This is a genomic window from Telluria sp. LT2P80 (genome assembly GCF_059685955.1).
The window spans coordinates 1-25526 of sequence record NZ_JCASIO010000013.1 but is presented as its reverse complement, the minus strand read 5'-3'; the positions used below and the strand labels follow the sequence as shown (position 1 = coordinate 25526).

The following is a 25526-nucleotide window of genomic DNA, read 5'->3' as shown; positions in this document are numbered from 1 at the left end:
CTATCGCGCAGCGCTGGCCGGCGTGACTCCTGCCAGGCGACGCGCTTCGAGCTCCTCGAGCATCTCGGCCGGCGGCACGAAGAAAGGATTTTCCTGCAGGATGCCGCCGATGATCACCATCGGGTGGGTGCGCAGGATGTCGATCACGATATCGGCGCTGAAATGCGTCAGGTCGTAGGTGCAGACGATCGGGTTGTGGTGCTCAGGGAGTACCTGGTTCAGGCGCGCCTCGTATTCGACGATGTCGTGGGCGTCGGGACGCGCGCCGGGCGACCATGCCATGTCGGCGATATTGCGCGTGACGGTTCCGGGTGGTGCGTCAGCCGGCGCAATCAGCGCCAGCAGCGTGGCGATCATGCGCTGCTGGTCGAACTTGCCGTCCTGCAGATAGGTCTCGTCCCAGGTGCGCACGGCAAGCTGGCCTTGCGCCTGGGCGGCGTCAAGGTCCACACCCGCCTGCGCCAGCCGGGCCAGGTGCATGTCGCGCTGCGCCGGGTTGACGATGTGGGCAGCCAGTTCGCCGCGTTCAACGCCTTCCAGGATGAACGGCAGCAGCACACGGTACTTTTCTTCGTCCGTATGAAAAAAGGCGCAGGCATGGCACGCGTGGGTGAGGGGCTTGCCGGCCAGGTGAACCGGGTTATCGGAAATGCGCATGGTGTTTCACCAGTAGAGCGCCGGTGATGCCGGGCGCCGGCGTTGATCTGTACGTGGGCGGATGTCCGCTGCAACGGCAGCGGACACGCACAGTATAGACGATGCCCGCCGCCACGCGAACGGTCGTGCGAGGCTCAGGTGCCGGGCGTTGCTGGCACGTCCTGCCTGCCCGTGGCCAGCGCCCTGGCCACGTTCGCGGCCTTGTTGGCCAGCTCCGGATTGAGCACCACCTGCACATAGTTCTTCGTATCGAAGTAACGCCGCGCAGCCGCCTGCACGTCCTGCGCCGTCAGCGCAGCCACCTGCTGCTCGACCTTCAGGATCGACGCCGGATCGGTGCCTTCGGTCAGGCTCGATTGCAGGTTCGCCACCCAGTAGCCATTTTCGCGCAGCGAGCGGCGATGGTTCTGGATCCAGCCGGATTTCACTTTTTCCAGCTCGGCGGCGTCCGGTCCGTTCTCTTGCAGGCGCTTGATTTCGGCAAACGTCGCGGCCACGACCTTGTCGACATTTTCTGGCCCGGTCGGCAGGTTGATGCCGATCGAGTAGTTCCCGTATGGGATCTTGCTGAGCGCGCCGCTGGCACCCCCGCCGTAGATCATCGCCATCTTTTCGCGCAGCACCTCGATGATGCGCAGATTGGTCACTTCGATCAGTGCCGACAGGCGCAGTTGCTCGGCCTCGGAGAACACGGCCGGTCCCGTGAAGTTGATCGAGATACTGCTCTTTGGCTCGGTGCCGCTGCGCACTTCGCGCTTGACCACGCCCGTCACCGGGCGCAGACCCACGTCGCGGTACGCCACCGGCAGCGCGGGCGTGGGCAGGGTGCCCAGATAGCTCGTCAACAGCGGACGGATCGCCTTTTCGTCGAAGCTGCCCACCAGGATGAAGGTCATGTCCTTTGCGCTCGAGAAGCGCTGGCGGAAGATGGCGATGCTGCGATCCAGGTCGATCTTGGCATACTCGCCGGCGTCGAGCGAACGTGGCGCGCGCGGGTGGTCGCCAAACAGCGCCGACACCACGGCGTCGCCGAAACGCCGCCCCGGCTGGCCGCTGGCATTGCGCGCAATCTCGGCCTGCTTGTCGATATATGCGTGGAACAGGTCTTCGTCACGGCGCACGCCCGCGAACTTCAGCCACAGCAGTTGCAGCATCGTTTCGATGTCGGTGGCGCCCGAGGCGCCCGCGATCACGTCGGTGTAGCTGCCCAGGCCCACGGTCACGCCGGCGGCCTTGCCGGCCAGGATCTTGCGCATGTCCAGCGGGGTGAAATCCTTCACGCCCATGCTGGCCACGATCGCATTGGAAAAGCGCGCGTTCAGGATGTCCTGGTCGGGGAACAGGCTTTGCCCGCCGGGGCGCGCCGCGCTCAGGACCACCTGGTCATTCAGGAAGTCGGTGGGTTTCAGGATCACCTTCACGCCGTTCGACAGGGTGAGGCGCGTCAGGCCCAGCGCCTTGTCGTGCTCTTCGTGCGTGATCGTGCCGGGTTGCGCCGGGCGTTCCATCAGGCGCGCTGCCAGCAATTTTTCATCGTATGGCTCGACCGGCAGGCGCGCGGCTTCGCTCACCGCGGCCAGCAATTGCGGGCCGGTGGGCGTGTCGGACTTGGCCACGCCCGTGTACAGCACCAGCTTGCCGGAGTCTTGCGGGATCGTGCTGCGCGCGTAGGCGTTCATCTCGGCTTGCGTGATGCCGGGCACGAGGTTCTGCACGTAGCGGTATTCGGTCTCGATGCCGGGGATGGCTTCGTCCTGCAGGAAGTTGCGGATGTACTCGGCGGCGTAGGTGCCCGAATCGCTCTTGGCGCGCTCGTTCCAGGCCTGCTCGTAGGTGCGCATCAGGTTTTTCTTGGCGCGCTCGAGTTCCTGCACGCCGAAGCCGTGCTGGCGTGCCCGTTCGTTTTCCTGGACCAGCGCCGCAATGGCGGGCTGCGCGCCGCGCGGGCCAATGGCGGCCGACGCGTTGTAAGCGCGGTAGCGCGGGGTCAGCTTGCCCAGCGAGCTGCTGGCGCCCAGCCACGGCGCATCGGGCAGTTGCGAGATCTCGGCCAGGCGCGCGCTGAGCATCGACGCAAACAGGCCCTGCACCAGCTCTTCGCGGTAGGCGCGCACGGTGCCCAGGTCGCGTACCGGTTGCACCGGATAGCGGATCAGCACCGCATTGCCATCGGCTTCCGGATCCGTCACGACCAGCGCCTCGGTGTCGGCGCGCGCCGGAATCGCGGCGTAGTCGCGCGGGCGCGGCGTGGCCGGATTCTTCAGGCGCGTGAAGTGCTGCTTGACGAGCTTCTCGGCCTGCGCCGGATCGATGTCGCCGACGACGACGACCGCCATCAGGTCGGGCCGGTACCAGTCCTTGTAGAAGCGCTTGAGCGTCTCGGGCTTGAAATTGCGCAGCACGTCTTCGCGGCCGATCGGCAGGCGCTCGGCGTAACGCGAGCCGTTGAACAGGCGCGGGTAGATCTGCTTGCCCATGCGGTCAGCGGCGCCTTTGCCCAGGCGCGCTTCTTCGAGGATGATGCCGCGCTCCTTGTCGATGGCGTCGCTATCGAAGCTCACGCCATGGGCCCAGTCTTCCAGCACCTGGAAGGCGCGCGTGACGTTCTGCGGCTTGTCGGTCGGAATCGGCAGGATGTACACGGTCTCGTCGAACGAGGTGTAGGCATTCAGGTCGGCGCCGAAGCCCACGCCGATCGATTGCAGGTACGACACCAGCTCGTGCTTGCGAAAGTTGGTGGAGCCATTGAACGCCATGTGCTCGACGAAGTGCGCCAGGCCGCGCTGGTCGTCGTCTTCGAGGATCGAGCCGGCCTTGACGACCAGGCGCAGTTCGAGCTTGTGTTCGGGGCGCGCATTGCGCTGGATGTAGTAGGTCAGGCCATTGGCGAGCTTGCCGACCTTGACCTGCGGGCCGACCGGGATCACGGCGTCGAGCTGCAGCGCGTCCATTTTCGAGACGGCTGCCTTTGGCGCGCTGACCTGGGGCGCACTGTGCGCCAGCGAGGACACGCACACCAACGCGGCCAGGCAAGCGCCGCGTACGAATTTGTTGCTCATTGGGGGTTCCCGGTGACTTGATCGGTGCATTTTACAGCGCGCGCGCCGCTGCACGGCTGGGCTTAAGGCTACGCTAACGAACGCTGCAGGGACCGTGCAGCGACGGCGCAGCCCTTACAGCATCACACGACCGAGCGCCAGCAACCGCGCCATGTCGACGGCCGGAACGGGGCGGCCATACAGATACCCCTGCATCACGTCGCACCCGAGCGAGCCGAGAAAATCGCGCTGGCCGATCGTCTCGACACCTTCGGCGACCACGGCCAGCGACAAGCCCTTGGCCAGCGCGATGGTGGCCTGGGCAATCGCTGCGCTGCTCGCTGGTGATGTTGCGCACGAAGGTCTGGTCGATCTTGAGTTTGTCGAGCGGGAAGCGCGACAGGTAGCCCAGAGACGAGTAGCCGGTACCGAAGTCGTCGAGCGAAAGCGAGACGCCCAGCGCGCGCAGTTCGGCCATCTGGGCCTCGGCCGCGCTGCTGTCGCCCAGCATCACGCTTTCGGTCAGTTCGACTTCGAGCCAGCGCGGTGCAAGGCCGCTGTCGCGCAGCGCGCTGCGCACGACCGACACGACGGCGCCGGCCTTGAACTGGTGGGCCGAGACATTGACCGCCACGCGTACCGGCGCCAGGCCCGCATCCTGCCAGGCCTTGTTCTGGAAGCAGGCCTGGCGGATGACCCATTCGCCGATCGGATGGATCAGGCCCGTGTCTTCGGCCAGCGGGATGAAGTCGGCCGGCGAGACATTGCCGATCTCGCCGCTGTTCCAGCGCAGCAGGGCTTCCATGCCGACCAGTGTGCCGTCCAGGTGGGACACTTGCGGCTGGTAGTGCAGCGCCAGTTCGTCACGTTCGATCGCGCGCCGCAGGCGCGTCTCCAGCGCCAGCCAGCGCAGCGCCTCGGCGTTCATCTCGCCCTTGAAGAAGCGAAAGCCATTGCGCCCCGACTCCTTGACGTGCGTGAGCGCCGCGTCGGCCGCCTTGAGCAGGTCGCCCGGCGCATCGCCATCGCGCGGATAGATGCTGATGCCCACGCTGCCTGTGACCACCAGATCGTGACCGCCCACGCCATGCGGCTCGGCGACGGCGTCAATGAGCTTCTGGGCGCAGTAGATCACGTCATCGGTGTCGTCGAAATCGGTCATCAAGAGCACGAACTCATCGCCCGACAGGCGCGCCACGGTATCGGTGGGGCCAGCCAGCACACTAACGCGGCGCGCGACTTCGCGCAGCACGGTGTCGCCGGCAGAGTGGCCCAGGCTGTCGTTGATGCGCGAGAGCCGGTCGACGTTGAACAGCAGCAGCGCGACCTGGCTGGCATCCTGGCGCGCCGCGGCCAGTGCCTGGCCCACGCGGTCGTTGAACAGCGAGCGATTCGGCAATTGCGTCAGCGCGTCGTGGTTCGACAGGAAGTCGAGCTGGTGATGCGCCGCTTTCAGCGCCGACAGGTCGGTCGACACCGACACGTAGGCCGTCAGGTTGCCGGCATCGTCGCGCACCGCGCTGATGCTCATGCTGGCCGGGTAGATTTCGCCATTCTTGCGGCGGTTCCAGATTTCGCCGCGCCACTGGCCGTCCTGTTCGAGGCAGTTCCACATGCTGGCGTAGAACGCGGCGTCGTGCCGGCCCGAGCGCATGAAGCGCGGATTGGTCCCCATGACGTCGGCTTCGACATAGCCGGTGATCGTCTCGAAGGCCGGATTGGCGGCGACGATATTGGCGTCGGCGTCGGTCATCAGGATCGCTTCCTGGGTGCTGTCAAACACCTGGCGCGCCAGTTCCAGCCGGTGTTCGCTGTCGCGCAGCGCGGCGTCGGCATCGGCGCGGGCAATGGCCTCGAGCTGCAGCTGCGCCGCATGGTGCTGGACCACTTCGTACAGGTTCAGGTTTTCGTAGGCCACCGCCAGTTGTGCGGCCAGCGCCGTGGCCCAGCGCTCTTCTTCGTCCGTGAAGGGCGCGCCGCCGTCGGCGCGCGTGCAATACAGCCAGCCCAGTGGGTGCTGCAGGTCATGGACCTGCAGGCCGAGCAGGTGCACGACGCGCGGATGGCCGGCGGGCAGCGTGGCCAGCAGCGCATCGTCCGCATCCAGCCGCAATGGGGCCCGGGCGCGCAGCAGCACGCCCGGCAGGTCGTGCTCATCCAGCGCCGATGGCAACAGCAGGGCGGCGTCGACACCATACGTGCTCAGGTGGCGCACGCTGTTTTCGGAGCTGCCCAGCAGGCACAGGGCAACGCAATCGGCGTCGAGCACACGGCGCACGGCGTCGACGAATGCCGCGGCCAGCGCCTCGACCCGGCGTTCGCCGACGAGCATCATGCACATGCGTTCGAGTTCGCCGAGGCGCGCGCCCAGGTCGAACGGCAAGTCGCGCTCGTGTTCGTGCTCGGTGACGGGGCAGGGCACCGGCGCGCCGCCGGCCACGCCCAGTTCGGCGTCAACGGCGTCAAGGATGCGGTGCGGGTCGGCCGGCTTGCCCAGCACCGTGGTCACGCCGCAGCGCGCCGCCATCGCCACCGTTTCGCGCTCGGAGTACACGGCCGAGAAGAAGATGACGCGCGTGTTTTCCAGCGCCGGCTCGGCGCGCAGCTGCTGGACGAACTCGTAGCCGTCCATCGTCGGCATCAGGATGTCGGTGATGATCAGGTCGGGCAGCTCGGCGCGCGTGATCGCCAGCGCGCAGGCGCCGTTTTCGGCTTGGAGGATGCGGTGCCCGCTCATGCCGAGCAGGGCGCTCAGATAACTGCGGTTGCTGGGCCGGTCGTCGACAATCAGGATGGTCGCCATCAGTGAAGCCTGCCGCTGGCAGTGGCGCCTGGAGGATGAAGGGGGCAAGCAAGCGGCATGGCAACTCCGTCGGAAAGACTGCCGCGGTGAAAGGGTAAATACGGCAATAATGTGTTAATCATAATCCAGTTGGTGACGGTCGTGCCGCGGGCTTGCCACGCGAATGAACAAGCTTAACAATTAACCGACACGCGGTCACCTGTGGTTGTCTATTGGCAACGCATGGTTGACGACAAGGGCACATCGTGCTGTCAATTTGGCGCTGTGGCCATCGGGAATGCCGTTGGGCGTCTGTAAATCCTTTAAAATAGCGGATTACGCAAAACCCCTGTTTCAAGGAATCTGTATGTCCATTTCCAGCACTGAGGAAATCGTCGCCGAACTGCGCGCTGGCCGCATGGTCATTCTGGTCGACGAAGAAGATCGCGAAAACGAAGGCGACCTCGTGCTTGCAGCCGATTTCGTCACCCCCGAGGCGATCAATTTCATGATCCGCCACGCCCGTGGCCTGGTGTGCCTGACCCTGACCGAAGAACGCTGCGATCAGTTGGCCCTGCCGATGATGACGTCCAAGAACGGCACCTCGTTCGGCACCAATTTCACCGTGTCGATCGAAGCGGCCGAAGGCGTGACCACCGGTATCTCGGCGGCCGACCGCGCGCGCACCATCCAGGTGGCGGTCCACAAGGGCACCGTACCGGACGATCTGGTCCAGCCGGGCCACATCTTCCCGCTGCGCGCCCAGAAGGGCGGCGTCCTGATGCGCGCTGGCCATACCGAAGCCGGTTGCGACCTGACGCAGATGGCCGGCCTGTCGCCCGCCTCGGTGATCTGCGAGATCATCAAGGAAGACGGCACCATGGCGCGCCTGCCCGACCTGATCGAGTTCGCCAACGAGCACGATCTCAAGATCGGCACCATCGCTGATCTGATCCATTACCGCAGCCAGAACGAATGCCTGGTCGAGCGCATTGCCGAACGTGCGCTGTCGACCGAGGCGGGCGAATTCAAGCTGGTGGCATTCCGCGACGCACCGAGCGGCTCGGCCCACTTGGCGCTCGTGCATGGCGAACTGTCGCCTGACAAAGAAGCGCTCGTGCGCGTGCACCAGCCGGTGTCGATTCTCGACCTGCTGGAAAACCGCGCCACCACCCACTCGTGGGACATGGCTTCGGCGATGCGCACGATCAAGGCCAGCGACGCCGGCGTGATCGTGCTGCTCAATTGCGGCGAAACGGCCGAGCAATTGTTTGCGCAACTGGCGCCGCAGGATGCCAAGGGCAGCCGCGCCGGCGCACGCGCCGCGTCGATGGACCTGCGTACCTATGGCATCGGCGCGCAGATCCTGCGCGCACTCGGCGTGCGCAAGATGCAGCTGCTGGCCAATCCCCGCAAGATGCCGTCGATGACCGGGTTCGACCTGGAAGTGACCGGCTACGTGCCGCGTCCCGACGCCTGAATCATCCCATCCAACTAATACAAGAGGTCAGTCATGACGGTAGGAACTTTTGAAAGCAATATGCAGGGCGAAGACCTGCGCATCGGTATCGTGCAGGCCCGCTTCAACGAGACCGTGGGCAATGGCCTGCTGTCGTCGTGCCTGGCTGAGCTCAAGCGCCTGGGCGTGGCCGATGAAGACATCCTGCACGTGACCGTGCCGGGTGCACTCGAAGTGCCGCTGGCGCTGCAGCGCATGGCCGTGACTGAACAGTTCGACGCGCTGATCGCGCTGGGCGCGGTCATCCGCGGTGAAACCTACCACTTCGAACTGGTGTCGAACGAATCGGGCGCGGGCATCACCCGCATCGGCCTCGATTACGGCATCCCGGTTGCCAACGCGATCCTGACCACCGAGAACGATGCGCAGGCAGAAGTGCGCATGGCCGAAAAAGGCGCCGACGCCGCGCGTGTCGCCGTCGAAATGGCCAACCTGCTGATGGCCCTGGACGAGCTGGTGCCAGAAGACGAATAACACTAAAGGCAAGAGAACAATGACTGACAAGAATATGCACGCCAACCCGAGCAAGAACCGCACGCCGCGCCACCGCGCGCGCGAGTTCGCGCTCCAGGGTCTGTACCAATGGCTGCTGAACAACGAACCGGCACGTATCGTGGCGGCCAATATCCGCAGCGCCCATGGTTTCGACAAAGCTGACAGCGAGTTCTTCTCGGCGCTGCTCAATGGCGCGATCAGCACCTCGGTCGAGCTGCGCGAGTCGATCGCCCCGTTGATCGACCGTTCGATCGCCGAACTGTCGCCGATCGAGCACGCGGTGCTTCTGCTGGGCGCGTACGAGCTGAAGAACCATCCCGAAGTGCCATACCGCGTCGTGATCAACGAAGCCGTCGAGCTGACCAAGTCGTTTGGCGGTATCGACGGCCACAAGTATGTCAATGGCGTGCTGGACAAGCTGGCCCAGCGCCTGCGTCCGGACGAAGCTGCAGGCGATCAGCGCCGCTGATCGTCTTGCCTGCACCATGTAAAAAGCCACCGTGCGCAAGCCGGTGGCTTTTTTGTTGATCGTCGCCCGCGTAAGCGGCGTAAAAAAACCACCGCCGAGGCGGTGGTTTTCAAATGAGCCGTCGAATTTACAGACCGGCCAAAGCGTCCGAAGTAACCACCGGTGCGGTGGCGGCGGTCGTCGCTTCCGGCACTGGCGTTGCATCCGGCTTGACGCTGTCGGCTTCGGGCTGCTTGCTGACGACGATCGGTGCCGGCGTCGGCTTGTTGCGCTTCATGGCCGGCACGTTCTGACCTTTCGCGACCTGGTTCAGCAGGCGATACTCGTTGATGACCTTCGCGCCGTAGCCTTGGTCGCTGTCCATGTCGGCCGCGCCCACATAGGTCTTCAGGCCGCCTTCGACCGAACCGGTACGCTTGACGTAGTCTTTCAGGATCAAGGCGCCGACACGGATGTTGGCCACGGGATTGAGGGCTGCCTGCTGGCCGCCGACTTTCTCGAACTTGTCGTGGTGGACCTTGGCCATCACCTGCATCAGGCCCTTGGCGCCCATCGCGCTTTCGGCGAACGGGTTCAGGCCCGATTCAATCGCCATCACCGCCAGGATCAGGAGCGGATCGAGTTTCAGGTCGTGCGCCGTCAGGTAGGCGGTCGAAACCAGCATATTGGCGGCGTCACTGGCGACGCGGTAACGCTTCGACAGCCACTTGGTCACGTACTGCTGCTGCTTGGTGTTGCCAAGCGTGGCGGACGACGTGCCCATGTGGGTCGTTTCAACGGCAACCGTCTGCGCCGTGGCCTGCATTGCAGGCACGACGGTGGCGACGGGTGCTGCCGACATGTTGACGGCGACGACCGGTTCCGGATGCAGCATCTCGGAGACGCGCTTGGCGACGCTGTCGTTGGAGTAGATCAGGGCCATCAGGGCTACAGCGCTAAGACCGAATACGGTCAGGGTAGAACGCGCAGTTTGTACAACACTGCGTGCCGTTTTGGTCACGGAGGATACCGTGATGGGCTGGCTGGCCCTGGAGTGCATGAACTTTGCGCTCATGATAAAACGATGAAACATCGAATTTCCCCTTGTCGCGGCAAAAAGAAGCCCGTCGTCGCGCCAAAGGCGTTACGTGGGGTGCTCTGGACCGTGCATCAGAAAATCGTTTGTCGCCGCGACGCGGCCGACTAACGCCGTCATTGCCTTGCTTCAGCTGGCTGCCGTCCAACATGGGGACTGGTGCCAGTGGCTCAACAACTGTCTCGGGGGAGTGGGCAGACGCCCGTTGAAAACACTCCTACAATGTCATGTGGGGCCCCGACCCCGTGAATGCATGAGAACAGCTAAAATTGTGTCAAAAAAAGTATCGCTGCCTCATCAAGTAGGACGGATTGTATGGGCGAGCTTATATCAAGTCAACCCTAGCACGACTGTTCTATATTACTTCCAGTTATTAAGGGTGTACTGATGAGCGTGAAACACTTGTCGAATCAATCACTTGGCGGCGTCGCTTCACTAATGTTCTCCAACCGAAGAAAAGCTTAAAACTTGATGAAATATACAGATCTGCGTGATTTTATGGCCCAATTGGAGCGCATGGGTGAGCTCAAACGTGTCGATTTTCCTGTCTCGACGCACCTTGAAATGACCGAAGTGTGCGACCGCACGTTGCGCGCCGAGGGTCCTGCGCTGCTGTTTTCCAAGCCGACCGGGCACACGATCCCGGTGCTGGCTAACCTGTTCGGCACGCCAAAGCGGGTGGCACTGGGGATGGGCGCGAGCGATGTGAGTGAGCTGCGCCGCATCGGCCACGTGCTGGCGCGCCTGAAGGAACCCGAGCCACCCAAGGGCTTTGCCGACATCATGGGCATGGGCTCGCTAGTCAAAGCGGTGTGGGACATGGCGCCAAAGGAAGTCAAGGGCGCGTCCTGCCAGGAGATCGTCTGGGAAGGGCAGGACGTTGATCTGGCCCGCCTGCCGATCCAGCATTGCTGGCCCGGTGACGTCGCACCATTGATCACCTGGGGCCTGGTGATTACCAAGGGGCCGAACAAGAAACGCCAGAACCTGGGCATCTACCGCCAGCAGGTGCTGGGCCGGAACAAGGTCATCATGCGCTGGCTGGCGCACCGGGGTGGCGCGCTCGATTTTCGCGAGCACGCGCTGTCGAACCCGGGCAAGCCGTATCCGATCGCCGTGGCGCTGGGCGCCGATCCTGCGACGATCCTGGGCGCGGTGACGCCGGTACCTGATTCGCTGTCCGAATACCAGTTTGCCGGCTTGCTGCGCGGCAGTCGCACGACGCTGACCAAGGCCATCGGCAGCGAACTGCGTGTGCCGGCGTCAGCCGAGATCGTGCTGGAAGGTCATATCTATCCGGATGCGAACCACCCGACCGGTTTCGAGCATGCGCTCGAGGGGCCATATGGCGACCACACTGGCTACTATAATGAGCGGGACAGTTTTCCGGTGTTTACCATTGACCGGATTACGATGCGGCGCGACCCCATCTACCACTCAACCTATACGGGCAAACCGCCGGATGAGCCGGCCGTGCTGGGCGTGGCGCTCAATGAAGTGTTCATTCCGTTGCTGCAGAAGCAGTTCACCGAGATCACCGACTTCTATCTGCCGCCGGAAGGTTGCAGCTACCGCATGGCGGTCGTGCAGATGAAGAAGCAGTATGCGGGCCACGCCAAGCGCGTGATGTTCGGCGTCTGGAGCTTCCTGCGCCAGTTCATGTATACCAAGTTCATCGTGGTGGTCGACGAGGACGTCAACGTGCGTGACTGGAAAGAAGTGATCTGGGCGATCACGACCCGCGTCGATCCGACCCGCGACACGGTGCTGGTTGACAATACGCCCATCGATTACCTGGACTTCGCCTCGCCGATCAGTGGCCTGGGCAGCAAGATGGGCATCGACGCGACCAATAAATGGCCGGGCGAGACCAACCGCGAGTGGGGCACGCCGATCGTGATGGCGCCGGACGTCAAGGCGCGCGTGGATGCAATCTGGCAAGAACTGGGGATCTGATGACAGTGGCCGGCGATGGATGTTGCCGGCCATTTCCCCAAACCGCGTGCGTGGGGTATAATTCGCGCTGGCGGGCCCCTGCGCATTGCGGCATGGTTTACCTGGTCAGGTCGGGAACGAAGCAGCCAAAGCCGTTCACCGCAAGTGCCGCAGATCAGGCTCGCCTCTTTCGTTGTTCTTCGCGTCATTACGCGTTCGTATTTTCTGTTTGCCCCCCTTTTTGCATCACGTTCGCCAGCATGGCGCCGTCACGCGTGTCGCCAGCATCGCATGCCGTCTTGTATGCCAGCGCATCCGCCGAATGTCCGCGGCGGGCGTCATCTGCGGTAAAATCGTGGCATGTCCTATCAAGTCCTCGCCCGCAAATACCGTCCCAAGAATTTCGATACGCTGGTCGGCCAGGAGCACGTCGTCCGTGCACTGAGCCACGCCCTGCGCACCGGGCGGCTGCACCACGCCTATCTGTTCACGGGTACCCGCGGGGTCGGCAAGACCACGCTGTCGCGCATCCTGGCCAAGTCGCTCAATTGCATTGGCCCGGACGGGCAGGGCGGCATCACCGAGCAGCCCTGTGGCGTTTGCGAAGCCTGCGTCGCCATCGATGCTGGCCGCTTTGTCGATTACATCGAGATGGATGCGGCGTCCAACCGCGGCGTCGACGAGATGGCCCAGTTGCTCGAACAGGCGGTCTACGCGCCAAGCAATGCGCGCTTCAAGGTCTACATGATCGACGAGGTGCACATGCTGACCAACCACGCGTTCAATTCGATGCTCAAGACGCTCGAAGAACCGCCGCCGCACGTCAAGTTCATCCTCGCCACCACCGATCCGCAAAAGATTCCGGTGACGGTGCTGTCGCGCTGCCTGCAGTTCAACCTCAAGCAGATGCCGCCGGGGCATATCGTCGGCCACCTCGAAGACATCCTGGGGCAAGAGGGCGTCACGTTCGAGCAGCCGGCGCTGCGCCTGCTGGCGCAAGGCGCCCACGGCTCGATGCGCGATGCGCTGTCGCTGACCGACCAGGCGATTGCGTACGCCGCCGGCCAGGTCACGCTCGAAGCGGTGCAGGGCATGCTCGGCGCGCTCGACCAGTCGTACCTGGTGCGCCTGCTCGATGCGCTTGCCGCGCAGGACGGCGCCGACCTGATGGCGGTGGCCGATGAAATGGCCAGCCGCAGCCTGTCGTACAACGGCGCGCTGCAAGACCTGGGCACGCTGCTGCACCGCATCGCGCTGGCGCAGTCGGTGCCGGGCGCGGTGCCGCAGGATTTGCCCGAGCTGGCCGACATCATGCGTCTGGCCGGCCTGTTCGAGCCGCAAGAAGTGCAGCTGTATTACCAGATTGCCGTGCATGGCCGTAACGAGATCGGTCTTGCGCCCGACGAATACGCGGGCTTCACCATGACGCTGCTGCGCATGCTGGCGTTTCGCCCCGGCCAGGGCGGCGCCGAGGTCCAGGCCCCGCCCGCCGCCGCACCGATCAATGTGCCCGGCGCCCGCGCGGCTGCTGCCGCCGCTGCCAGCCATGCAGCGGTGACGCCGCGCGCGGCTGCATCGGCGGCACCCGCTACCGCAGCGACGCCACCGGCACCTGCGCCACGTCCCGCAGTGCCAGCACCAGCGCCACCGCCGCCAATGCCTGCTGCACCGACCAGTGCATCGGCACCCGGCGCGCCGCCGATGACATCGGCGCGGGCGGCAATCAATGCAGCGCTGGAAGCAGCACGCGCCGGCGCCGGTATGCGACCAGGCGGCAACAAGCGTCCCGAGTCCGCGCCGGCGCCTGCTGCTGACCCTGCACCGCCACCACCGCGGCCTTCCGCGCCTGCCGCGCCAGGGCCGGGCGCCACGATGCACGCGGCCTCAGCGGCGCCGCAAGGCCGGTCCGCGCCGCCATGGGAAGGCGGCGGCCAGCAGGCCGTTGCGCAATCCGTTGCACCGGCGCAGGCGCAAGCGATCGCATCGCCGCAGCCGGCGCTGCGCGCCCAGCAGCCGCCCGAGGACGATGTGCCGTCCTGGGTCACCGAGTTTTCGGATGACACGGCTGTGGCAACCGTCACCACCGAGGCCGCGCCAGTCGTCGTGGTTGCCCCGTCTGCGGCTGCGGCTGCGGCTTCAGCTGTCCGTGCACCGCGCGTGGCGCCGCATGCCTACGTCATCACGCCGGTCCCCGAGATCGACTGGGACGGCAACTGGCCGGCGCTGGCTGGCAGCCTGCCGCTGCGCGGCGTGGCCCAGCAACTGGCGCTGCAGACCGAGCTGGTCGCATGCGAGGCGCGTGACAATGCGGTCACGTTCCGCTTGCGCGTCCCGGTCGACACGCTGCGCGCCAGCGGCAACAGCGAGAAGCTGGCGGCGGCGCTGCAAGAACATTTCCCGAACCTGCGCGTCTGCGTGGAGTCCGATATCGGCCCGGTCTGGTACACCGCCGGCGCCGAACAGAAAGCGGCGCGCGAGGCGCGCCAGCGCGAAGCCGAGGCCCTGGTCGCGGCCGACCCGTTCGTGCAGGAACTCGAGCAACGCTTCGATGCGTTCGTCGTGCCCGGCTCGGTCAAGATCGCCTGATCCAATCACTACAGATAACCCCATTTGGAGAACCACACCATGATGAAAAACCAGCTCGCAGGCTTGATGAAACAGGCGCAAGCCATGCAGGACAACATGAAAAAGGCGCAGGAAGCGCTGGCCCTGGTTGAAGTCGAAGGCCAGTCGGGCGCCGGCCTCGTCAAGGTCGTCATGACCTGCAAGAACGACGTCAAGCGCGTCACGATCGACCCGTCGCTGCTCGGCGACGACCGCGACATGCTGGAAGACCTGGTGGCCGCCGCGTTCAACGACGCGTCGCGCAAGGCAGAAGCCACCGCCGCCGAAAAAATGAGCGGCGTGACCGCCGGCATGCCGGGCCTGCCGCCTGGCTTCAAGATGCCTTTCTGATCCAGGGATGATGCGGCCCTGCCGGCGCCATGCCGGCGGGCCGTTTTATTCACCCATCCATGTCGACATCCCTCGAATTTCTCATCGAATCGCTCCGGCGCCTGCCTGGTGTGGGTCCCAAATCCGCCCAGCGCATGGCGTTTCACCTGCTCCAGCATGACCGCGAAGGCGCGGCGCAACTGTCGCGCGCGCTGTACCAGGCGGTCGACACGGTGCACCACTGCATCAAGTGCAATACCTTCTCCGACATCGAGATCTGCGACCTGTGCGCCGATACCGAGCGCGACCACACGCTGCTGTGCGTGGTCGAGACACCTGCCGACCAGTTGATGGTCGAGCAGACGCTGACCTGGCGCGGCTTGTACTTCGTGCTGATGGGGCGCCTGTCGCCGCTGGATGGCATCGGACCGCGCGATCTGCACCTGGAAAAACTGGTGACGCGCGCCACCGACGAGGTGGTGGGCGAAGTGGTGCTGGCCACTAACTTCACCAACGAGGGCGAAGCCACCGCGCACTACATCAGCGAAATGCTCAAGGCGCGCGGGCTCAAGGTCAGCCGTCTCGCACGGGGCGTGCCGGTCGGCGGCGAACTCGAGTATGTCGACGCTGGCACGATTGCGCGCGCGATGCTCGATCGGCGCAGCACGTAGCTGGCATCGTCAGCAGGCTCCCGACGAGGCCCGTTCACGCGGGCCTCATTTCTTTGTGGCACAGTTTTCTGGCAACATACACAGCACTAGCGCAGCTCTCAGGGAGACACCATGCAGGGATGGAAGAAATGGACGTTGCGCGGCCTGGCCGCTTTGCTGGGCCTCGTGCTGCTGGTACTGCTGGGTGCGTGGCTGTTCCTGCGCGCCAGCCTGCCGCAGCTCGATGGCGAGCGTCAGGGAGTGGGCCTGTCGGCCGAGGTGCGCATCGAGCGTGACGCGAGCGGTGTCCCCATGATCACCGGCGCGACGCGGCCAGATGTGGCATATGCGACCGGCTTCGTGCATGCCCAGGAACGCTTCTTCCAGATGGACCTGCTGCGCCGCACGGCATCCGGCGAGCTGGCCGAGTTGTTCGGCCCACGCGCCGTACCCCTCGACCGCGCCAACCGGCTGCACCGTTTCGCCGCCCGCGCCCAGGCCACGTTCGCGCGTCTGGCGCCGGCCGAGCGTGTGCTGCTCGAACGCTACGCGGCCGGTGTCAACGCCGGGCTGGCGGCGCTGAACGCGCGGCCGTTCGAATACGCGCTGACCGGCGCTGCGCAGCGTCCGTGGCATGGCGCCGATTCGCTGCTCGTCGTCTGGGCCATGTACATCGACCTGCAAGGCATGCAGGCGTCGCGCGAACTGGCGCGCGGCTGGCTGCGCGAGCACAGCGACGCCGTGCAACTGGCCTTTCTGCTGCCCGAGGCGACCGCGTTCGATACCACGCTCGATGGCGGCGCGCCACCAGCGCCGGCCCCGATTCCCGCACGTGCGCCAGCCTGGTGGGGTGGGGCGCCAAACCCACCGGATGCCCCCGTCAAGCTGGCCGGTCTTGACGTGACTGATTCCGTCGGCAGCAACAACTATGCACTGGCCGGCAGCCGCAGCACGAATGGCGCGGCGATCGTTGCCGACGACATGCACCTTGGCCTGCAACTGCCGAACATCTGGTACCGGCTGGCGCTGCGCTTTCCCGATCCGGCGGCGCCCGGCGGCCAGCGGCGTCTCGTCGGCGTGAGCCTGCCCGGCGCGCCGCCTTCCGTCATCGTCGGCAGCAATGGCCAGGTAGCGTGGCCCTTCACCAACAGCTATGCCGATGCGCTGGACCTGGTCGAACTGGGCGTGGACGCCGCGCGCCCGGGCCAGTTCAAGGTGGAGGGCCAGTGGGAAACGCCGCAGGAACACGTCGAGTCGATCCTGGTGAAAGGCGCGCCGGCCGAACGAATGGTCATTCGCGAGACCTCGCTGGGCCCGATCCGCGAGGTCGCCGGCCGCAGCTACGCCGTGCACTGGATCGCGCACGACCCGGCGGCGCTGAACATGCAGCACCTGAAACTCGAGTCCAGCGCGACGCTGGCTGCCGCGCTGGCAACGGCCGCCAGCGATGGCATCCCGGCGCAGAACTTCGTGGCCGGCGACGCGCAGGGGAATATCGGCTGGACGATCGCCGGCCTGCTGCCGCAGCGCACGACGGCGCCGAGTGCCACGACGTTCCCGCTGACGCCGGATGCGGCAACGCCCACCTGGGCAGGCGCGCTGCCTTATGCGGCGCATCCGCGCGTGGTCAATCCCGCCAACGGCCAGCTCACCACTGCCAACAGCCGCCAGTTGATGGGCGCCGGTTACGCGCTGCTGGGCGACGGCGGCTACGACCTGGGCATGCGCAACCACCAGCTGCACGATGGCCTGGCCGCTTTGGGCGCGCAGACCGACGTGCGACGTGCATTCGACGCGGCGCTGGACGACCGCGCGATCCTGATCGGTGCCTGGCGCGAACGCGCGCTGGCCGCGCTCGACGCCGGGGCGCTGGCAGGGCATCCGGCGCGCGCCGAGTTCCGGCGCCTGCTCGAGACCAGCTGGGATGGCCGCGCCAGTGTGAATTCGGTCGGCTACCGCCTCGCGCGCGACTTCATGTGGGCGCTGCACGACCTGCTGTACGGCGGCGCCAATCTGGCGCTGAAAGACCTCGACCCGAAAGCCAGCGCCGCCGGCGCCAGCGCGCGCTGGCCGGCCGTCGTGGCGCGCCTGCTCGACGCACGGCCGGCCGGCTGGCTGCCGCCGGGGCACGCCGATTGGCAGGCGCTGCAACTGGCCGCGGTGGACCGCGCGATCGCCGCGCTGCAGGACGCCGGCACGCCACTGGCGCAAGCCACCTGGGGCCAGCGCAACACGGCCGGCGTTGCGCATCCGATCAGCATGGCGGTGCCGGCGCTGCGGCCCTGGCTCGCCGCACCGGCCGACCAGCTGGCCGGCGATGCGCATATGCCGCGCGTGGCGGGGCCGAAGTTCGGCCAGTCCGAACGCCTGGTCGTGTCGCCGGGGCGCGAAGAAGAAGGTTTGTACAATATGCCGGGCGGGCAGAGCGGCCATCCGCTGTCGCCGTTTTTCCTGACCGGGCACGCAGCCTGGGTCGATGGCAAGCCGACGCCGTTGTTGCCGGGCGCGGCGCGCTACACGCTGCGCCTCCATCCCTGATACTGCTGGTGCTGCCGGCCTTACCTGGCCGGCAGCACCAGCTGCACGACCTGCAGCAGCTCGGTGATCGTCTCGGCGCCGGACGGGTGGCCGAGATAGTAGCCCTGCACCAGATCGCAGCCATATTCTTCAAGCAGCAGGAGCTGCTCGCCCGTCTCGACGCCTTCGGCCACCACGACCATTTTCAGCCCGTGCGCCATCGCGATGATCGCGCGCGTGATGGCCGCGTTTTCAGAATCCTGCGGCAGGCCCGAAATGAAGCTGCGGTCGATTTTCAATGCGCGCACGTCGAAGCGCTTCAGGTAATTCATCGACGAATACCCGGTCCCGAAGTCGTCGATCGACAGGTGCACGCCGATATTGCGCAGGCGTTCGAGCGTGACCATCGTGGCGCGCGCATCGTCCATCAGCGTGCCTTCGGTGAGCTCCAGTTCGAGCAGGCGCGGCTCGAGCCCCGTGTCGAGCAGCGCCGAGAGCACGATCTGCGACAGGTTCTCGTCCTTGAACTGCTTGGCTGACAGGTTCACCGCGATGCGCAGCGTGCGCTGCGTCAGGCGTTGCCACGTGCGTGCCTGGCGGCAGGCGGTGCGCAGCACCCATTCGCCGATCGGCACGATCAGGCCCGTTTCTTCGGCCAGCGGAATGAACTCGGTCGGCGCGATCAGGCCTCGTTCGGGATGGCGCCAGCGCACCAGCGCTTCGACGCCGACGATCTCCGCGCTGGCCACGTCGCGCTGCGGCTGGTAGACCAGGTACAGCTCGTCGTTTTGCAGTGCGCGGCGCAGGCCGACCTCGAGCTTCACGTGGCTCATGATCTGCATCGTCAGCGATGAGCTGTACAGCTTCGCGTTGTTCTTGCCGCAGCTCTTGGCGTGGTACATCGCGGTGTCGGCAAACTTGAGGAGCGAGACGCAATCGTCGCCGTCTTCCGGGAACAGCGAGATGCCAATGCTGGCCGTGACGAAGATCTCGTTGCCTTCGATGATGAACGAACGCTGCATCGCTTCCTTGACGCGGTGCGCGACGTTGAGCGCGTGCTCGACCCGTTCGAGGTCCGGGATCAGGATCGTGAATTCGTCGCCGCCCAGGCGCGCCAGGTTGCTGGCGCCGTCTTCGTTCACTTCGCCGCCGTCGCCGCGCGAGACCACGTCGCTCGGGCGCGTGGTTTCGCGCAGGCGCTCGGACACCATCTTGAGCAGCTGGTCGCCCGCATTGTGGCCAAGCGTGTCGTTGATGCGCTTGAATGCATCGAGGTCCATGAACAGCACCGCGAACTTCTTGTTGCCGATCCGCGAGCGGTGCAGCTCGCGTTCGAGCGTTTCCAGGAACGCCTGGCGGTTCGGGATCCCTGTCAGGCCGTCGCAATAGGCCAGGCGCCGGATCTGTTCTTCGGCGCGTTTGCGCTCGCTGATATCGCGCACGAGACCTAGCACTTCGGACGAGCTGGTGGCCACCAGGCGCGCTTCGAAATGCTGGGCTACGCCGCCGTCGACCAGCTCGTATTCGACCGAGCGCACCTGGTGCGTGGTCAGCACGGCTTTCATCTGCTCCAGCATGCGCCCGGCGATGTCGGGCGGTAGCGTCGCGGTCAGGTGTTTGCCGATGAAGCGGGCGCCGGCGCTGTCGGGCGGGTCCGGGCGGGTGAGGCTGCCCTGGCCAGGTTGTTCGTGACCGGGACGTTCGTGCCCCTGCTCGTAATCCAGATAGAAGCCGTCGGCATTCAGGCGAAAGAAGGTATCGGGAATCGCCGCCAGCACGGCGCGGTTCTGGGCGTCGGCGATGCGCAGGCGGGCGATGGCGTCGCTGGCGCGCAGCACGTACAGCACGCGGTGGCCGAGGATCTGCCAGTTGATCGGCTTGGACACGAAATCGGTCGCGCCCACTTCGTAGGCATGGGTGACGGCTTCGATGTCGTCGCTGCCGGTCACCATGATGACCGGCACGCAGACGCCATCGCGTTCGGCGGCGCGGATCGCGCGGCAGGCAGCGAAACCGTCCATGCGCGGCATGTCGACATCCATCAGGATCAGGTCGGGCTGGCCGGTGCGGGCCTGGTCGAGGGCGTCGATGCCGTCGCCGGCCTGGATCCCGTCCAGGCCAACCTGTGCCAGCATTTCGAGCATCAGCATCCGCATGACCGGATCGTCGTCGGCAACCAGGACCGTCACGCGCTGGGTGGGAGCGGAAGGCATGTCAGGATTCCTTTTCAAGCGCTGCGTGCAGCGACAGTCTTACCGCGCGAAATTCGCGTGCCAGGTCGGCTAGCAGCGGGCCGCCGCTGTCCACATTGCCGCTGCGTCCCAGTTGTTCGAGTTCGCGGCACAGGCTTGACAAGTGCGTGGCGCCGATATTGGCGCTGGCCGATTTGAGGCCGTGGGCCACGCGCCGCACGCTTTCGGCGTCGCCTTCGCCCAGCGCCTGGCGCAGCGCATGCAACTGGCGCGGCGTGTCGCCGACGTAGGCGGCAATCACTTTCTGCACGAGCGCGTCGCCGTCGTCGCGGCTCAGGGCGCGGATATTCTCCAGGGCGGTGCGGTTGATCGGATCGGCGCCTGGGGTAGTGTGCTGATCGGTGCGCGTGGAGGCAGTAGCCGCCGCAGGCGCAGGCCGGGCTGACGGCAGCGGCGTCGCTGGCGCGATCTCGACGACTGGCTCGTCGCCATGCTCGCGCGCCGACAGCAGCGGCATCGCGATCCAGCGGCCGATGACGGTAGCCAGCTGCTGCTGGGTGAAGGGCTTGGACAGGTAATCGTCCATGCCCGCCGCCAGGCAGGCTTCGCGGTCGCCCTGCAGCGCGTTGGCGGTGATCGCGATCACGGGTAGCCCGCGCTGGCGGCCCATCTCGCGCTCGTGGCGCCGGATCTCGCCGGTGGCCGCAAAGCCGTCCATCACCGGCATCTGGCAATCCATCAGCACCGCATCCCAGCGGCCTTCGTGCACGGCGCGCAGCGCTTCCTGGCCGTTTTTCGCGCAGCCCGTTTCGAGGCCCAGGCTTTCCAGCATCGCGCGGGCGACTTCGACATTGACCGGGTTGTCCTCGGCCAGCAGCACGCGCCGCGCGCGCCGGGCCGGATGCAGCGCCGGCTCCTGGCCGCTGCCCTCGGCCGGCGGCGCGGAAGGCCGCTGCAGCCGCGCCGCCCGCACCGCCAGGCACGCATACAGATCGGCCGCGCGCGCCGGCTTGACCAGCTGGTACGCCACGCCCGCTTCGCGCCGTTGCACCGGATCGGCGGCCAGCCGTTCGGGGCTGAGCAGCACCAGGTGCGTGTCGCGCGCCAGCGGTTCGGCGCGCACTGCGGCGGCCAGGGCCAGGCCGCTGGTCTCGCACAGTTCCATGTCCAGCACCGCCGCATCGTAGGGCCGGCCGGCGCGGGCCGCGTTGACCAGCCACTCGAACGCGAGTGCGCCACCGACGTCGTCGCACTGCGCATGCCACGTCGTCAGCTGCTGTACCAGCGCCTTGCGGCTGGTGTCCTGCTCGTCGACGACCAGCACGCGCAGGCCATCGAGTGTGTTGAGGTGATGGCCCGGCGCGTCCGCGTCGACCCGGTGCTTGTCGAAGCTGACCGTGAACCAGAACACCGAGCCGCGCTGCTGTGCATTCTCGACGCCGATGGCGCCGTTCATCAGCTCGACGATCTGCTTCGAAATCGCCAGCCCCAGGCCAGTGCCGCCGTACTTGCGGGTGGTGGAGTCGTCCGCCTGCGAGAAGGCGTTGAACAGGCGCGCCCGTGCTTCGCGCGAAATGCCGATGCCGGTGTCGTGCACTTCGAAGCGCAGCACGACCTGTTGCGGGTCTTCGCCCGCCACGCGCACGCGCGCCAGGATGCGCCCATCGTCGGTGAACTTGAGCGCGTTGCCCAGCAGGTTGGCCAGGATCTGGCGCAGCCGGTTCGGGTCGCCGCAGATCGCGACCGGGATGTCGTTGGCGATGTCGAAGTCGCACGCCAGGCCCTTGGCCGCGGCTTGCGGCGTGTAGACCTTGTGGATCTCGTCGAGCAGGTCCCACAGGTTGAAGTTGATGTACTCGATCGTGAGCTTGCCGGCTTCGATCTTGGAAAAATCGAGGATGTCGTTGATGATCACCAGGAGATGCTCGCCCGAGCGTTTCACCAGCTGCGTGTAGTTGCGCTGGGCGTCGGTGAGCGACGTGGCCAGCAGCATGTCGGTCATTCCCAGCACGCCGTTCATCGGCGTGCGGATCTCGTGGCTCATCGTGGCCAGAAAGCCGCTCTTGGCGCGGCTGGCCGCTTCGGCCGCATTCTTGGCTTTCTCGAGCTGCTCGGTGCGCACGCCGACCTGGCGTTCGAGCTCGTCACGGTGGTGCAGCAGGGCGGCGCCGCGCTCTTCGATCTGCGCCAGCATGCCGTTGAAGCTGTCGATCAGCACGCCCAGTTCGTCGCTGCGCGTGTGCGGGATGCGCAGGCCGTAGTTCTGGCTGGCCGAAACCTTGTGCGCGGCCTGGATCAGCTTGGTGATCGGCTCGGCGATGCTGTGCTTGAGGCGTCCGGCCAGCACCAGCGACACGAGCAGCGCCGCGCCCATCGCCAGCCCGATCACGCCCAGGCTGGTGGCGATGTCGAGCCACATCGGCAACAGGTCGGCTTCGATCATCACTGCGCCGACCACCAGTTCGCCGTGCCGCACCGCCTGCACCACGCGCATGTGGCGCGCCAGCAGCGCGCGGCCGCCGCGGTTGATCTGCTCGAGCGTGCCGGCCTCGATGTCGTCCAGCGGCGCGAGGGCGGCGGCCTGGCGCCCCGGCGTGTGGTAGGCGGCGATGGGCTGGCCGAAACGGTCGTACAGCACAGCGGCCGAGACGCTCTGGCGGGCTTCGAGGGCCGACAGCGTCGCGCCGGCCTGCTTGCGGTCGACCAGCATCAGGTCGCCGGCGCAGGCCGCGCCGATGACGCGCGCGAATGCCGTCAGTTGCGCAGCTTCGGCGCGGCGGTGATTGTGGATGGAGGTGACGGCAAACGCGGCGAACACGAACAGCAACGCCGTCGCGGTCGAGAGCAGCGAGATGATGGTCAGCTTCCGGTTCAGGCTCTAGCGCTCGAAGTTCGGCATCGCAATTCCCGCGGTGGGCACAGCGGCATGGACCTGCACGACGCGGATCCTCCGCGCGGGAAAGAGCCCGCAGGAAAAAAATATACGGGGTAGGGGCGTGCGCGGCTTTGCGTGAGCGCAAAGGGGGCGGGCGAACCGGGTTCGTGTTGCAAACACGCCCAAATTGAAAGGGAGCGAGCGTACATTAGTCGCTGAAGGTTGGATGGACTGATCCGGACAGCGACGATCCAGTCCCACTCGTTAAAAATGTAACTAACCAACTGTGAAGGTCGGGGTCACCGAACAGCGGCAACCATGGCCAGGTCCGGCCCATGACGCATCATGGGCCAACGCAGCGGGCAGCGGGGAGATACCTGGGGCGACACACGGATGGTGAATCACTCCCCCTCATCATGGTGGCGGAGCAGGGCGGCGTGCGCAGATCGACGCCGCCCGGCAGGTTACGGCAAAACGAAAATCAGTCGATTTCGCTGACGAACTGGTCGAGCGGGCGGCGCACTTTCGCCAGGCCTGCCAGCCAGTCATCTTCGGTCTTGCGGTAGCCCAGCGGCAGAATGACCACGCTACGCAGGTGACGTTCGCCCAGGTTCAGGATGCTGTCGACAGCGGCCGGATCGAAGCCTTCCATCGGCGTGCAGTCGACTTCCTCGAAGGCGGCGGCGACCATCGCCGCAGTGAAACCGATGTAGGCCTGGCGCGCCGCATGCTCGAAATTCACCTGGGCATCGCGGCCCGGGTAGGTCGACAGCAGCTGCTGGCGGTAGGCTTCCCAGCCTTCGTTGCGGAAACCGCGCACTTCGTTGGTCAGGTCGAACATGTGGTTGATCCGCTCGGGCGTGTAGTCGTCCCAGGCCGCGAAGACCAGCAGGTGCGAGGCATCGACCACCTGCGCCTGGTTCCAGGCGACGTCCTTGATCTTGGCGCGCAGTGCCTGATTCTTCACGATCAGGATTTCATAGGGCTGCAAGCCGGACGACGTAGGCGCCAGGCGCGCGGCTTCGATAATCCGGTCCATCTTATCCTGCGGCACCTTGCGGGTGGGGTCCATCGCCTTGGTGGCATAGCGCCAGTTCAGTTTGTCGAGCAATTCCATGTGATTCCTTTTTTTAGATAGATGCACCATTGTATTTTTTCTCAGCAGATAGATAAACTATGATTCTGGCAAATGATTTGTTCTTGAGGAGACAAGATGGCACGCAAGTTCGATCACCTGGCCGATGTCGAGGTGTTTCTGAGCGTCGTCGAGCACGGTTCGTTCAGCGCAGCCGCGATCGTGCTGTCGACCACGCCTTCGGTGCTGAGCCGGGCCCTGTCCCGACTCGAAGCACGGCTCGCCACACAACTATTGCGCCGGACCACGCGCAGCCTCAGCCTCACCGACGCCGGTCAGCGCTACGCCAACGAGGCACGCGATGCCTTCGCCCGGCTCGGGCAGGCAGAGCAGGCGATGCGCAGCACGACGGCGCAACTGAGCGGCAAGGTCCGCATGAGCGTGTCCACCGGCTACGGCCAGCAGCGCCTGCCGCCGATACTGGCCGCCTACGCGCGCGCCTATCCGCTGGTCGAGCTGGACGTCGACATCACCAACCGCAACGTCGATCTGGTGGCCGAAGGATTCGACCTGGCGATCCGCTCCGGCCCGCTGCCAAGCAGCACGATGGCGTCGCGTCAGCTGGAAGCATCGCCACTATGCCTGCTGGCATCTCCAGCCTACCTGGAGACAGCCGGATCGCTGGCGACGCTCGACGACCTGGCGCGCCAGCAATGCATCGCCTTTGTCCGGCCCAATACCGGACGGGTATTCCCCTGGCAGCTGCGGGACGGCGGGCGCGACATCGACTGGATCCCGCCGGCGTCGGTGATGGTGTCGACCGACGCGATGGGCGTTATCTGGCTGGCCGAGCAGGGAATGGGGATCGCACTGTGTCCGCGCCTGTTTGCCGAAGCCAGCCTGGCGGCCGGACAGTTGGTGGAGATATTGCCGCAGCTAAGTGGCCGCACGCGCGCATTCTCGGTCGTCTACCCGGCCCACCGAGGCCTCTCGGCCGCGTCGCGCGCGCTGATTGACATGCTCGTCGCAGCGCGGGCAAATGCAAATAGCCGGGGTCAGGTCTGACATTTGGACACGGGCTCTTCTTTAGTGCGTTCATAGCCAGGGTCACATAGCCAGGGTCAGGTCTGACATTTGGACACGGACTCTTCCGTAGTCCGTTCACAACGTCTTTCATATACAGGCTATTGTTGAACTCGTGTCCGAATGTCAGACCTCGTATATTGAAGATGCCAGCGCACCAGTAGATAATATTGTTGATGTGGCCGGTCGGGGTGACACTGTTCAGACTGAGTGCCATTGAGCACGTGGGT

At 65.6% G+C, this 25526-nt stretch carries 16 protein-coding genes and 1 other RNA gene; 10 read left to right on the top strand and 7 right to left on the bottom strand.

Annotated elements, in window-relative coordinates; translation table 11 throughout:
* The 3 genes from AC56LW_RS22535 to AC56LW_RS22525 form a co-directional block, all read right to left on the bottom strand.
* Entirely contained in the window at nt 1-657 is a 657-nt protein-coding gene (locus AC56LW_RS22535; protein WP_499637839.1) for an MEDS domain-containing protein, read from the bottom strand.
* 134 nt (nt 658-791) lie between these two features.
* The gene (locus AC56LW_RS22530; RefSeq protein WP_499637836.1) at nt 792-3716 is read right to left on the bottom strand and encodes a M16 family metallopeptidase; all 2925 of its coding nucleotides are present in this window, start codon (nt 3714-3716) and stop codon (nt 792-794) included.
* A 73-nt stretch (nt 3717-3789) separates the two neighbouring features.
* Nucleotides 3790-6498 (bottom strand): two-component system response regulator, encoded by a 2709-nt coding sequence (locus AC56LW_RS22525; protein ID WP_499637833.1) that lies wholly within the window; start codon nt 6496-6498, stop codon nt 3790-3792.
* Nucleotides 6499-6844: 346 nt separating this feature from the next.
* Here AC56LW_RS22525 and ribBA point away from each other — a divergent pair, with 346 nt between their 5' ends.
* From ribBA to nusB, 3 genes are read left to right on the top strand one after another with little or no spacing between them, the layout of a single operon-like run.
* Nucleotides 6845-7957 (top strand): bifunctional 3,4-dihydroxy-2-butanone-4-phosphate synthase/GTP cyclohydrolase II, encoded by a 1113-nt coding sequence (gene ribBA / locus AC56LW_RS22520; protein ID WP_499637830.1) that lies wholly within the window; start codon nt 6845-6847, stop codon nt 7955-7957.
* A gap of 33 nt (nt 7958-7990) precedes the next feature.
* A complete protein-coding gene (ribH, locus tag AC56LW_RS22515) occupies nt 7991-8470 on the top strand; it encodes a 6,7-dimethyl-8-ribityllumazine synthase (protein ID WP_183550546.1) in 480 nt (159 codons plus the stop codon).
* 19 nt (nt 8471-8489) lie between these two features.
* Nucleotides 8490-8960 (top strand): transcription antitermination factor NusB, encoded by a 471-nt coding sequence (nusB, locus tag AC56LW_RS22510; protein ID WP_183550548.1) that lies wholly within the window; start codon nt 8490-8492, stop codon nt 8958-8960.
* Between the two features lie 127 nt (nt 8961-9087).
* On the opposite strand, the gene AC56LW_RS22505 is transcribed toward nusB, so the two are convergent.
* On the bottom strand, nt 9088-9885 hold the full coding sequence (locus tag AC56LW_RS22505) for a transglycosylase SLT domain-containing protein (RefSeq protein ID WP_499637937.1): 798 nt from the start codon (nt 9883-9885) through the stop codon (nt 9088-9090).
* A gap of 621 nt (nt 9886-10506) precedes the next feature.
* On the opposite strand from AC56LW_RS22505, the gene ubiD reads away from it, so the two are divergent.
* From ubiD to AC56LW_RS22475, 6 genes are all read left to right on the top strand, one after another.
* A complete protein-coding gene (gene ubiD, locus AC56LW_RS22500; RefSeq protein WP_499637827.1) occupies nt 10507-11991 on the top strand; it encodes a 4-hydroxy-3-polyprenylbenzoate decarboxylase in 1485 nt (494 codons plus the stop codon).
* A 69-nt stretch (nt 11992-12060) separates the two neighbouring features.
* An RNA gene (gene ffs / locus AC56LW_RS22495) (signal recognition particle sRNA small type) lies at nt 12061-12159 on the top strand.
* Nucleotides 12160-12330: 171 nt separating this feature from the next.
* Nucleotides 12331-14556, top strand: coding sequence for a DNA polymerase III subunit gamma/tau (locus AC56LW_RS22490; RefSeq protein ID WP_499637825.1), 2226 nt, complete (start codon nt 12331-12333; stop codon nt 14554-14556).
* Nucleotides 14557-14595: 39 nt separating this feature from the next.
* A complete protein-coding gene (locus AC56LW_RS22485) occupies nt 14596-14925 on the top strand; it encodes a YbaB/EbfC family nucleoid-associated protein (RefSeq protein WP_183550557.1) in 330 nt (109 codons plus the stop codon).
* 59 nt (nt 14926-14984) lie between these two features.
* Nucleotides 14985-15575, top strand: coding sequence for a recombination mediator RecR (gene recR, locus AC56LW_RS22480; protein WP_332529836.1), 591 nt, complete (start codon nt 14985-14987; stop codon nt 15573-15575).
* A 111-nt stretch (nt 15576-15686) separates the two neighbouring features.
* A complete protein-coding gene (locus tag AC56LW_RS22475; RefSeq protein WP_499637822.1) occupies nt 15687-18092 on the top strand; it encodes a penicillin acylase family protein in 2406 nt (801 codons plus the stop codon).
* Between the two features lie 20 nt (nt 18093-18112).
* On the opposite strand, the gene AC56LW_RS22470 is transcribed toward AC56LW_RS22475, so the two are convergent.
* The 3 genes from AC56LW_RS22470 to AC56LW_RS22460 form a co-directional block, all read right to left on the bottom strand.
* Nucleotides 18113-20284, bottom strand: a complete 2172-nt coding sequence (locus AC56LW_RS22470; RefSeq protein WP_332529838.1) for a putative bifunctional diguanylate cyclase/phosphodiesterase — start codon at nt 20282-20284, stop codon at nt 18113-18115.
* Between the two features lies 1 nt (nt 20285).
* On the bottom strand, nt 20286-23138 hold the full coding sequence (locus AC56LW_RS22465; protein WP_499637935.1) for a hybrid sensor histidine kinase/response regulator: 2853 nt from the start codon (nt 23136-23138) through the stop codon (nt 20286-20288).
* A 481-nt stretch (nt 23139-23619) separates the two neighbouring features.
* On the bottom strand, nt 23620-24255 hold the full coding sequence (locus AC56LW_RS22460) for an NAD(P)H-dependent oxidoreductase (RefSeq protein WP_499637819.1): 636 nt from the start codon (nt 24253-24255) through the stop codon (nt 23620-23622).
* A 96-nt stretch (nt 24256-24351) separates the two neighbouring features.
* Here AC56LW_RS22460 and AC56LW_RS22455 point away from each other — a divergent pair, with 96 nt between their 5' ends.
* Nucleotides 24352-25278, top strand: coding sequence for a LysR family transcriptional regulator (locus AC56LW_RS22455; protein WP_499637816.1), 927 nt, complete (start codon nt 24352-24354; stop codon nt 25276-25278).
* The last annotated feature ends 248 nt before the right edge of the window (nt 25279-25526 follow it).

What these genes read in the sequence shown, in the direction of transcription:
- AC56LW_RS22535 (WP_499637839.1), bottom strand. Translation starts at nt 657, where the DNA reads ATGCGCATTTCCGATAACCCGGTTCACCTGGCCGGCAAGCCCCTCACC.
- AC56LW_RS22530 (WP_499637836.1), bottom strand. Translation starts at nt 3,716, where the DNA reads ATGAGCAACAAATTCGTACGCGGCGCTTGCCTGGCCGCGTTGGTGTGC.
- AC56LW_RS22525 (WP_499637833.1), bottom strand. Translation starts at nt 6,498, where the DNA reads ATGGCGACCATCCTGATTGTCGACGACCGGCCCAGCAACCGCAGTTAT.
- ribBA (WP_499637830.1), top strand. Translation starts at nt 6,845, where the DNA reads ATGTCCATTTCCAGCACTGAGGAAATCGTCGCCGAACTGCGCGCTGGC.
- ribH (WP_183550546.1), top strand. Translation starts at nt 7,991, where the DNA reads ATGACGGTAGGAACTTTTGAAAGCAATATGCAGGGCGAAGACCTGCGC.
- nusB (WP_183550548.1), top strand. Translation starts at nt 8,490, where the DNA reads ATGACTGACAAGAATATGCACGCCAACCCGAGCAAGAACCGCACGCCG.
- ubiD (WP_499637827.1), top strand. Translation starts at nt 10,507, where the DNA reads ATGAAATATACAGATCTGCGTGATTTTATGGCCCAATTGGAGCGCATG.
- AC56LW_RS22490 (WP_499637825.1), top strand. Translation starts at nt 12,331, where the DNA reads ATGTCCTATCAAGTCCTCGCCCGCAAATACCGTCCCAAGAATTTCGAT.
- AC56LW_RS22485 (WP_183550557.1), top strand. Translation starts at nt 14,596, where the DNA reads ATGATGAAAAACCAGCTCGCAGGCTTGATGAAACAGGCGCAAGCCATG.
- recR (WP_332529836.1), top strand. Translation starts at nt 14,985, where the DNA reads ATGTCGACATCCCTCGAATTTCTCATCGAATCGCTCCGGCGCCTGCCT.
- AC56LW_RS22475 (WP_499637822.1), top strand. Translation starts at nt 15,687, where the DNA reads ATGCAGGGATGGAAGAAATGGACGTTGCGCGGCCTGGCCGCTTTGCTG.
- AC56LW_RS22470 (WP_332529838.1), bottom strand. Translation starts at nt 20,284, where the DNA reads ATGCCTTCCGCTCCCACCCAGCGCGTGACGGTCCTGGTTGCCGACGAC.
- AC56LW_RS22460 (WP_499637819.1), bottom strand. Translation starts at nt 24,255, where the DNA reads ATGGAATTGCTCGACAAACTGAACTGGCGCTATGCCACCAAGGCGATG.
- AC56LW_RS22455 (WP_499637816.1), top strand. Translation starts at nt 24,352, where the DNA reads ATGGCACGCAAGTTCGATCACCTGGCCGATGTCGAGGTGTTTCTGAGC.